Origin of the sequence: Alteribacillus sp. JSM 102045, assembly GCF_041949975.1 — a bacterium.
Lineage (GTDB): Bacteria > Bacillota > Bacilli > Bacillales > Marinococcaceae > Alteribacillus.
Genome location: NZ_JBHFQG010000064.1, coordinates 1 through 9,346, shown reverse-complemented (window position 1 = coordinate 9,346; position 9,346 = coordinate 1). Strand labels below are relative to the sequence as shown.

Genomic DNA, 9,346 nt, shown 5'->3' with positions numbered 1-9,346 from the left:
AAAAAAAATGTTCACGAACCGATACGGGGAAGGTCAGAACGAAGAATAACCTTCCCTCTGTAAGAAAACTCAAGAAGTTATTCTTAGGATACTCTAAAAACATTACACAAACTTATTGACGGTACCTTCTTTTTTCTATTGTCTCAATAGTTAATCATGTTAAAAATAAACCAAAGAACGGAAGTAGTATATGATAAATAGCAGAGAAGATAACCGAAGAAACTCCTTTTAATTATTTGGTTCTGACTTTTTTTGGCGCCGTTCAATGACCGAAAGAACTGTGATTGAAATCACTGCAGCTGCTAAAAGCTACTCTGCAGATATTAGTACCCGCAAGGTTTAACCCAGCAAAAAGCTATAATGGCTATGAAAATTCGAATAGGCGTAGTCCCTTCATATAAAAGCCTCGCAAGTCGTTTCTACAACAACAAAATCACCTATCTCAATATCAAAAGGTCGAGACGTGAACACTTTCTTATCCAATTAGAATCGCCCCTTTCATATATTAGTACTTTTTTGCATTTAACGGTAATGGGCAAACATCTTGATGGCAGAAGACAAAGGAGGATAAACGAAATGAAAGTTATAAAAAGAAAACGAAGGGTTGGCAAGCAATTGCCGCCTTCCTTCTTTTATTGGGGTATATCTTCTTAGGGGGGGTTGATATTATTTATTTCAAATGGGAATGGTTTATTTATGGAGCACTTATTATTGTGACCCCTGATGTATTACAATGGCTAAAAGAGGATAATAAAAAAAGATGAAGGGGAATCAAAGTAAGGAGGTGACAGAATGACCAAAACAAAATATTCGATTCTCTAAAGCCCGAAAGCTGCGTTTTTATGAGGGCCAGCACTGTAGCCGGTGATTTCACGGTTATATAAATCGACAAGAACACAGATGTAATGCCATTTCTGTTGGACGCGAACATAAGTTAAATCGCTCACAATCACCTTCAGATCTTCGTCTTGGTTAAATTCTCGGTTTAAAGCGTTTCCTACCTCTGATTCGTTACAAGCAGCTTTAGAAGGTTTATATTGGGCAATGGTATATTTCGACTGTCTAGATTTTTACAATTAAAGCCGTCAACTTTTCAGTGTGGTCATCACGGATTTTAGCTTCATAGTAATACGTACTTCTTGGAATTTAGACCAGTGTTAAAACGGAAAAAAACGGCTTTTCATCGTCATTCACTTAACAACAAGAGAAAATTAGGCATTATATTCATAATAATTAGAAATGACTGATAAAATAAAATTAACGTGGCAAATAGGAAGTTAATTTAAACATATGGATATAAGTATTTTGGTGGCGATCTTTGTTATTTTTATGGGGGCTCTTGGTGTTGGTTACCATCGTAAAAAAACAAATAAGTGAAGTTGTCTTAAGAAAATAAAATAGTAGGGAACCTGTCAATATGTTTTCGCTAGTCCCCAATTGGAATTTTGATATTTGAAGTATTGGTGTTTTGGGGATAGTTATCCCGACGTAAAAAGGTGCTAATGGTAAGCCATTATAATGATAAGGGGTTACAGCTATTGTTAAAAACAATGAATCAATCATTTCTTAATGGGGTCGTGTCAACTGCTGTATCAAAGAAAAACATATATGGTGCTGTATTATGTGTGGAAAAGGGAGATAACTCTTTACCTCTTGTTAGTAGCGCTGGAAATCTAACTGCAGATAAACCCTATTTCATCGCAAGTGTAACAAAATTATATGTCACAGCGGTCTTGCTAAAATTAAAATCAGAGAATCGTCTGCATCTTCAAAACAAAATCTCCAAATATCTTTCTAATGACGTTCTACACGAACTCCATCTATTAAAAGGGATAGATTACTCGAAAGAAATAACGATTAAACATTTAATGTCCAATACATCAGGAATACCTGATTACTTTTCTTCTGATGTGATTGCAGCGTTAACAGCAGGAAAAGATCAAAGTTGGGGTTTTGAAAAAACAATAACAAGTGCAAAACAGAAAAAACCTAAATTTCCTCCTGGAAAAAGAGCTCAATACTCCGATACAAATTATCAGCTTTTAGGAAAGATTATTGAAACGATAACAGAAAAAGACATTCATACGGTTTTCAAGGAATTTATTTTTGATGAATTAAAGTTAGAGGAAACGTACTTATTTGATGATGTGAACGATACACGTCCGGCTCCTTTCTTTTTCAAAGACAGAGAAATCCACCTGCCTAAATATATGTCATCTATAGGGCCTGAAGGAGGAATTGTATCCACGGCGAAAGAATCGATGATTTTTCTAAAGGCATTTATAAATGGACACTTCTTTCCGAAAGAATATTTCAATGAGCTTAAAAAATGGAAAATTCTTTTTGGCCCAGGGTTATTTTTTTATGGTGTTGGTATAGCAAGTCAGCCCATATCACTTAAAGAAGTAAAAGGTGGATTAATCGGACATTGGGGACAAACAGGTGCTTTTTCGTTTTACCACCCAAAGACTGATCTTTACTTTACAGGAACAATTAATCAGTTTTATGGGCATAGTGTGGCAGCAAAGATGATGATAAAAATCATCAAAATGTATAAATAACAGAATGGGCTCGTTTCAATAATAAGCAGATACCCCTTTTTTAAAATGGATGCTCAAGGGATGAGTTTTAAAGGGGAAATCCATTTGATGTTTTAGTAGGAAGTCTTGTTTTATCTACCTTCTTGTGCTCGACACGATCGGATTAACCCCTGAATTTGGACAGATACTCTCTTTTTCTAGGATGATCAAACTTTTTCCTCTTCTTTTGTCTTGAGATAGGATCGCCCATTTGCTGCGTTTGTCAAGGAACGCTTTCGCTCTCCCGTTGGTCGTCATGTTACTCCAATCTGTTGTTTTTCCTTTTCCCACACTTTATTTTTCTGTAGGTTTCTTATGCGTTCATTCCCTTCTTGCAAAGTGCGACGATACATTCCGTGTAGAGTGAAGTACTGATATATTTCGAAGGGGGTAAACACCATTAAATTGGTTTTTAACTGTTCACATATTTTGATTGGTTCATCATACCAATCTAGTAGCCACTTGTCTGTTCTAATGACACCCATTCCAATACCCCTAATTATAATTTCATCTTATACAGTATGCTTTTATCACGGACACGTGACGAAGTCTTTTTGTGCTCTTCCATAAGGCAGATATCTTCCCATCCATTTTTCTTTTGAATAATATATAGAAAAATCAATTAAGGAAGGTGTTATGGTGTTATGTATCCTGGAAGACCAATGCCACCAAGAAGACCAATGCCTCCATGGCATATCCCACCTCATAACCAAGGCCAGTATGTGCACCCTAAGTCAAATATATTATCTACGTTTCAAACGTCTGATGGGAAATTGGACGTTGAAAAGATTACAACAACTGCTCAACAAGTGATGAAGATATACAATCAGGTAAGCCCAATGTTTTCTAAATTTATAAAAAAATAGATCATAAAAGGGATCTTGTCAAAATAGTGTGGAGGGTGAGTGGGGAATCATTCTTTAGCCAATATATGAAAAACGTATATATCGAATTTCGGTGGTTTTAGATGAAAGCAATTAAAAAACTTCATTTACTAGTTTTCTCTTTCATAGAATTTATTATAAATTAGCTATTAGAACAAGAAAAACTGCTAGGAGGATACAAGGACATAGTAGGTTATTAAAACTTAGATTTTGTTTCAAATCCTTCTGAAGTAAAGATTAGCTCCTGGTTATACCTTAATTATCCCCTCCAGGTCAGGCTGGCCTCTTAAATGGTTTTTATCAAGGAGTGCATAGAATGACAATTAGAAAAGCTTCTTATAAGGAAACACAAGAAATACTAAATCAGTCTTTGGAAGTATTAATAGAAGCAACAACAGGGCATGTTGTACCGAGAAAAGAGAAGGCACTCCAATTAATATCCCCGTTTTTATATAATGGTGGATATTACCTTGTTCATAGTGAAGATAATGTTATGAATGGCTGGATTGGAGTAGGGAGAACAACAGACTATTATACGGATGAAGTTGTCGGATTCATTCCGGAAATGTATGTTTTACCCTCCTATCGTAATCAAGGAATTGCCGAAAAATTATGTGTGGAAGGAATCAAACAATTGAAAGATCAAGGCTATAAAAAAGTTCAATTGAATGTATTTGCCGAAAACCATGCAAAACATCTTTATCAAAAACTTGGCTTTCAAGAAGTTTCTACATTAATGGAAAAAAATCTGGATAACATTCGTTAGACAGATTTACTTTGAAAAAAGAGGGCAACATGTAGATTGTCTAATATTAAATATTACTGAAAAAGAGCCGGATATATTATATCTGGCTCTTTTCCCTCTACACCCATTTATTCATTCTTTTGATTATCTATCTCAATAAACTTCCTGTTTCTGTGTTTAGGGATAGAAATTTTTAATATGCCATTTTCAAAAGTCGTTTTTATGTCCTTTTCAGAAACAGGTAATGGAAGTGGTATCAAACGTTCCATCCTTTGAAAAGATTGCTCTTTTCTCTGGGACATGCTTTGATCATTTTTTTCTTCTAGGATGGCAGAGTCCTCCACGGACATCCGTAAATGATTACCGATGATTTCTAGTTGAATTTGGTCACGCTCGCAATCACTTTCTTCACCTCTTTTTATTAATAAAATATACGGACTGATTAAACGAAGAGTGCTTAGACGCTTTCTTTTCCTCTCTGTGATAGACTGACCTTGATCCATACACTGCTTCATTTGTCGTTATTATCTTCTTTGTCTTGATATTCTTTAGCCGGAGTAGGAGGAGTGGATCTTCTTACAAACAATAATTCTGTCCACGGATCTAGTCTTTGCTGCTCTCCCGTCTTTTCATCTTCTGTTTTTTCTTCTTCGTTCTCGGGTTTGTTTTCATTCTGAAATTCTGCTTTCAGATAAGGGGAAGGATAAGAGTCATTATTTTTTCTATCCATTGATATCACCCCATTTTTATCTTAATTTACCCCTTCTCATTTTATATGTAAGATATGTGATGAAAAAATAGATGTGTAGGCGGAGTTTAAATGTGGTTATCAATGCAACAAAGGGGTGGTTAATGTGAAGAAGTCAACAGCATTTATTGTCAAGGAGTTTCCCTTTTTTAATGAAAGTAAATATAACGAATTCCGGACAGAGCCAATCATCTCATCCTATGCATTTACATGGTCATCGTTTTCAAGTGGCTTCGAAAAATGGAACAGAATATGATGATCCCATTGTAAAAGATTTGATTCACGTGAAGCCTGGGGAAGAGTATGTCGTTTATTTTGAAGTAAACAATAAAGGAGAATGGTTATTCTATTGTCATGATAATAATCACGCTATCTTGGCATGATAACTGTCGTTGATTATCAGGAAGTGTATTCACCTTTTGAAATTGGCGGCGAAAACCAGCCGGAATAAGGGAAAAATGATTATTGCAGTCCTTGTACGGGGAATGAAAGAAGAATATTGGAAAAGGAGATGAGAATGGCTTAATGCTTGAATCAGCAATTTTATTTTCCTCCAAGAAAACGGCCCAAACCTGCTAAAAAGCTAGAAAAGAGCACCTGCTCCGGATTATTGAGGAGAATGAAAAAAGCTTCAAGAAATGCAAAAAGAGCAGGTGGATACAGTACGAACCAGGAAGATACATGGGATAGACCTTAAAGTGGAGAGCAAAATCTACACTGATTAAAGATCATCATCATGTTCAGTAAATGAAATGGGAGATCCGGTTGAAGTATGCTGATTTACCCAATCAAGAGATACTTTTGAAACTGCTTGCCAGTCAGGTATTTGTGTTTTATGTTTTTCCACCCAACTCATACAATATTGCGGGTCTATATTATTTTCTTGGCATTGTTCTAAGAAGGTCTGAATGTTTGATTCCGTACAGTTTTGCCATGTTCTACAAGTATTTATAAAAAGTTTTTCCATTTTCGTTTGTATAGATTGGTCATTTTCATGAGACATTGTTGAGTCCTCCTTTAGTTAAAACATAGATGATTATTTTTATACCAGTAACATTAAGTGTGTCCAAGGGTTAGTAATATATAACTAAACTTAGAGAAGAATGTACATCCATTTTCATCAGCAGGTATTTCTGGTATGTTAACACTAAATTGGACAAATATTTAAAGGTTTATTAACTTGTATTCAGTCGGTGTTAAGTAATCTAGTGATCCGTGAATGCGAATATGATTGAACCAATGCACGTAATCAAAAAGTTCAAGGTTAAGTTGGTACTGGTTAGGGAAGCTGCGTCCAGATTTAAAGGAAATTGGCTTTCACTTCTAGCTAATTTTATTCTAAACCACCCTCTTTGGGGTTTTTCCGTTTGGTTCTAAAAGTTTCCTTTTTGGAGATCGTCCATGAGTTCAAAAGATTCCAAAATTATGATCGTTAAGAAGTACTCGTTCATAGAGTTGGTCACACACGGTGAAAAACTACCGACATCTACGGAAACCAGAAGAAAAAGAAGTGCCCTGAAACCCTGATAACAGTAGATTTTAGGGCATAATGAGCGGAGATGAGGGCGAATTGAGAGGTTGGAGGTCACTGGTTCGAGTCCAGTACGGGACACCATACATAAATTGTTGTGAGAACACACTTTCTTAAGTCGAGGAGGTGTGTTTTTTCTTTTTATAGCCATCATAAATGTTGGTGTTTTAAAAATGGCTCTGACATATTTGTTGGGGTTTTTAAAAAAATTAGGCATAAAAAATACTATCTTTTACACTTAATTGTTAAGAAACTACAACTTTTTCTTTTCTTTATCCTGATAGACATCACCGATTGCCCTGTTAGAAGAACTTAATGCGGACGCCGTCAGGTCGTGGTTAAAGAAACATAAAAACATTAAAATTGTAAGCTGGGACGGTTCTCTCTTATTCAAACAAGCCATTCAGGAATCAGATGGAAAAGTGATGCAACTGACGGACCGCTGGCATCTAAACCATAATTTTAACGAACGAATGGAACGGATTCTTTCTCAAATCGTTGGTTCCCGAATTCCGATACATCACAATGAGGCTCAACATAATCAAGAGCCGGAATGAGGCTGTCCAAAACGCCTTAAGTTACGAATGGAACAATGGTGTACTGGAAGGACAAATTAATCGTTTAAAAACCGATGTATGGTAGAGCAAATTTTGATCTAATCGAAAAACGAGTTATGTATCAAGAATCCTAAGCAATCATTTTTAAAAAGGTATTCTTACACAGAGGGACTAGCTGCATCTTTTCACCAAAAGTAAGGGAGAACCACTTCTATTTTGCTATATACACTCAACTGCACCTTATTTTAAATCCAACTCTTTTTAGTTATTTTATTACTTACATATTGCGATATTTGTATGGCACCTGCTGTATTAAATATGGAAAATGGGAAATCCTTATTTATGAATGATTCTTAATTTGGTCCATTAGGGATCTTTTTAAAGGTGAAAACAGAGGCGTAGTTGCTCTTATGTAGATAGGAAGCTTATACTTTTCGTAAAGAAAGGATAATTACAAAATGCCTTTATATGAAGATTTAAATAAACAATATATTGCCGGTGAGTGGAGAGAAGGCAGCAGTAAGAATGTGTATGAGAATAGAAATCCTTTTAATCATGAAGTAATTACGAAAATAAAAATGGCTAGCCAGCAAGATATTGACGAAGCTTATCAATCAGCTGAAAAAGTTCAAGTGGAATGGGAAAAAGTCAGTGCTTTTGATAAAGCAGACATTATGGAAAATGCAGTAGCTATTATGAAGTCTCGGCGAGAAGAATTAATCAATCTGCTCATTCAGGAAACAGGTTCTTCCTTTTTGAAAGCAAAAGTCGAAGTGGATTTTTGTATTTCTATAACAAGGGAGGCAGCTGGTTTTCCGATGAGAATGGGTGGTGAGCTCGTTCCATCTTTGATTCCAGGTAAAGAGAATCGGATTTATCGGAGACCTCTGGGTGTTGTTGGGGTTATTAGTCCCTTTAATTTTCCTTTGTATTTATCGATACGATCTGTTGCACCTGCTTTGGCGGCTGGAAATGGGGTAGTATTAAAGCCGGATGAGCAAACGTCAGTAAGCGGTGGTTTTGTTGTCGGTAAAATTTTTGAAGAAGCAGGCATTCCAAAAGGACTGTTAAATATTGTAGTCGCTTCTATTGATGAAATTGGAGATGGCTTTGTTGACCAACCTATTCCGCGAATGATTTCGTTTACAGGTTCAACAGAAGTAGGAAAGCATATAGGTGCACTTTGCGCAAAAAATATGAAGAAAGTAGCATTAGAATTGGGTGGGAATAATGCTCTTATCGTATTGAAAGATGCAAATATTGAAAGGGCTTTAAATTCTGCTGTGTTTGGGAAATTTTTACACAACGGTCAAATTTGCATGTCCATTAATCGCATCCTTGTCCACAAAAGTTCACACGATGAATTTTTAGATAAGTTTAGAACCGCCGTGAAAAACATTAAAGTGGGAGATCCATCCAATCACGAAAATTTCATCGGTCCGCTTATTAATGTTGAAGCTGTGAACAGAATCTTAAGCCAAATTGAGAAAGCGAAAAAACAAGGAGCAAGGGTTGTGTTAGAGGGAAAAGTAGAAGGAAATATCATGCACCCGTATATTTTAGCTGCTGATTCAAATGAAATAGCAACGGCAAAAAATGAAATGTTTGGTCCTGTTACGACAGTTATTCCTTTTGAAAAAGAGGAGGAAGCGATTCAAATTGCCAACGATACACAGTACGGTTTGAGTGGCGCAGTACACGCTGGTTCAGTTGAAAAAGGAGTAGAAATTGCTAAACAAATAAAAACAGGCATGATTCATGTTAATGACCAAAGCGTGAACGATGAACCGTTAATCGCATTTGGAGGAGAAAAAGACTCAGGACTCGGCCGGTTTGGCGGGAAATGGTCTTTAGATGAGTTTACAACCTTTCAATGGATATCCACTCAACATTTACCGAGAGAATACCCATTTTAATAAAAAGCAAGAAGAATGGTTTCTGGTGCAAAAAACCATTGGGTAGATTTGATAAAAAGTCTTATAATCGCTAGTGTAAGGGGCTGTCCCAAAAGCCCTTTTAAATGAGAAAAACCCACGGAGAAAATGTAATTTTCTGGACTAACCTAAAATAATGGGACAATATAAAACACCTTCGAAATGGTACAATCAATTAAGTACATTCTCGGAGGTGTTTTTGCATGGGCAAAAACGTTTATTCTAAAGAAATAAAGTGGGTGGTTGTTCAAGACAAACTGAGTGGAAAACGGACAAACCAAGAAATAATGGAGAAGTATGGGATTAAAAATGTCTCTCAAATTAAAACATGGATGAAGTGGTATAAAACGGGAGAGATGTATCGGTTT

Annotated in this window: 12 protein-coding genes and 1 pseudogene; 7 read left to right on the top strand and 6 right to left on the bottom strand. The window is 36.0% G+C overall.

What is annotated here, in order from left to right; genetic code table 11:
• Window positions 1-833 precede the first annotated feature (833 nt).
• Window positions 834-1,140: pseudogene (locus ACE1TI_RS21185) on the bottom strand (IS3-like element IS655 family transposase); the annotation flags it as partial.
• A gap of 398 nt (window positions 1,141-1,538) precedes the next feature.
• On the opposite strand from ACE1TI_RS21185, the gene ACE1TI_RS21180 reads away from it, so the two are divergent.
• Window positions 1,539-2,561, top strand: coding sequence for a serine hydrolase domain-containing protein (locus ACE1TI_RS21180; protein ID WP_375009507.1), 1,023 nt, complete (start codon window positions 1,539-1,541; stop codon window positions 2,559-2,561).
• Window positions 2,562-2,833: 272 nt separating this feature from the next.
• Here the strand turns inward: ACE1TI_RS21180 and ACE1TI_RS21175 are convergent, their stop codons facing one another.
• The gene (locus ACE1TI_RS21175) at window positions 2,834-3,064 is read right to left on the bottom strand and encodes a DUF2268 domain-containing putative Zn-dependent protease (RefSeq protein WP_375009506.1); all 231 of its coding nucleotides are present in this window, start codon (window positions 3,062-3,064) and stop codon (window positions 2,834-2,836) included.
• Window positions 3,065-3,223: 159 nt separating this feature from the next.
• Here ACE1TI_RS21175 and ACE1TI_RS21170 point away from each other — a divergent pair, with 159 nt between their 5' ends.
• Both ACE1TI_RS21170 and ACE1TI_RS21165 read left to right on the top strand, forming a co-directional pair.
• Complete coding sequence (locus ACE1TI_RS21170; RefSeq protein WP_375009505.1) at window positions 3,224-3,445, top strand: YppG family protein; 222 nt, start codon at window positions 3,224-3,226, stop codon at window positions 3,443-3,445.
• A 334-nt stretch (window positions 3,446-3,779) separates the two neighbouring features.
• Window positions 3,780-4,229 (top strand): GNAT family N-acetyltransferase, encoded by a 450-nt coding sequence (locus tag ACE1TI_RS21165; RefSeq protein ID WP_375009504.1) that lies wholly within the window; start codon window positions 3,780-3,782, stop codon window positions 4,227-4,229.
• A 107-nt stretch (window positions 4,230-4,336) separates the two neighbouring features.
• Here the strand turns inward: ACE1TI_RS21165 and ACE1TI_RS21160 are convergent, their stop codons facing one another.
• Complete coding sequence (locus ACE1TI_RS21160; protein ID WP_375009503.1) at window positions 4,337-4,723, bottom strand: Hsp20/alpha crystallin family protein; 387 nt, start codon at window positions 4,721-4,723, stop codon at window positions 4,337-4,339.
• Entirely contained in the window at window positions 4,720-4,938 is a 219-nt protein-coding gene (locus ACE1TI_RS21155; RefSeq protein ID WP_375009502.1) for a hypothetical protein, read from the bottom strand. Before ACE1TI_RS21155 ends, ACE1TI_RS21160 begins: the two co-directional genes overlap by 4 nt.
• A 170-nt stretch (window positions 4,939-5,108) precedes the next feature.
• Between ACE1TI_RS21155 and ACE1TI_RS21150 the strand changes: the two genes are divergently transcribed.
• Entirely contained in the window at window positions 5,109-5,339 is a 231-nt protein-coding gene (locus tag ACE1TI_RS21150) for a multicopper oxidase domain-containing protein (RefSeq protein WP_375009501.1), read from the top strand.
• Between the two features lie 338 nt (window positions 5,340-5,677).
• Here ACE1TI_RS21150 and ACE1TI_RS21145 read toward each other — a convergent pair whose 3' ends face one another.
• Window positions 5,678-5,959, bottom strand: a complete 282-nt coding sequence (locus tag ACE1TI_RS21145; protein WP_375009500.1) for a hypothetical protein — start codon at window positions 5,957-5,959, stop codon at window positions 5,678-5,680.
• A gap of 161 nt (window positions 5,960-6,120) precedes the next feature.
• Window positions 6,121-6,267 carry an IS3 family transposase gene (locus ACE1TI_RS21140; RefSeq protein ID WP_375009510.1) on the bottom strand — a complete coding sequence of 49 codons (147 nt, stop codon included), beginning with the start codon at window positions 6,265-6,267 and terminating at the stop codon, window positions 6,121-6,123.
• A 513-nt stretch (window positions 6,268-6,780) separates the two neighbouring features.
• Here ACE1TI_RS21140 and ACE1TI_RS21135 point away from each other — a divergent pair.
• From ACE1TI_RS21135 to ACE1TI_RS21125, 3 genes are all read left to right on the top strand, one after another.
• Window positions 6,781-7,044, top strand: a complete 264-nt coding sequence (locus tag ACE1TI_RS21135) for a transposase (protein WP_375009509.1) — start codon at window positions 6,781-6,783, stop codon at window positions 7,042-7,044.
• Between the two features lie 458 nt (window positions 7,045-7,502).
• Window positions 7,503-8,960, top strand: a complete 1,458-nt coding sequence (locus ACE1TI_RS21130) for an aldehyde dehydrogenase family protein (protein WP_375009499.1) — start codon at window positions 7,503-7,505, stop codon at window positions 8,958-8,960.
• A 221-nt stretch (window positions 8,961-9,181) separates the two neighbouring features.
• The coding region (locus tag ACE1TI_RS21125; RefSeq protein WP_375009508.1) for a helix-turn-helix domain-containing protein at window positions 9,182-9,346 on the top strand (165 nt) is incomplete at its 3' end.

Coding starts and splice junctions, on each gene's coding strand:
- ACE1TI_RS21175 (WP_375009506.1), bottom strand. CDS start 3,064: ATGGGTGTCATTAGAACAGACAAGTGGCTACTAGATTGGTATGATGAA.
- ACE1TI_RS21170 (WP_375009505.1), top strand. CDS start 3,224: ATGTATCCTGGAAGACCAATGCCACCAAGAAGACCAATGCCTCCATGG.
- ACE1TI_RS21165 (WP_375009504.1), top strand. CDS start 3,780: ATGACAATTAGAAAAGCTTCTTATAAGGAAACACAAGAAATACTAAAT.
- ACE1TI_RS21160 (WP_375009503.1), bottom strand. CDS start 4,723: ATGAAGCAGTGTATGGATCAAGGTCAGTCTATCACAGAGAGGAAAAGA.
- ACE1TI_RS21155 (WP_375009502.1), bottom strand. CDS start 4,938: ATGGATAGAAAAAATAATGACTCTTATCCTTCCCCTTATCTGAAAGCA.
- ACE1TI_RS21150 (WP_375009501.1), top strand. CDS start 5,109: ATGAAAGTAAATATAACGAATTCCGGACAGAGCCAATCATCTCATCCT.
- ACE1TI_RS21145 (WP_375009500.1), bottom strand. CDS start 5,959: ATGTCTCATGAAAATGACCAATCTATACAAACGAAAATGGAAAAACTT.
- ACE1TI_RS21130 (WP_375009499.1), top strand. CDS start 7,503: ATGCCTTTATATGAAGATTTAAATAAACAATATATTGCCGGTGAGTGG.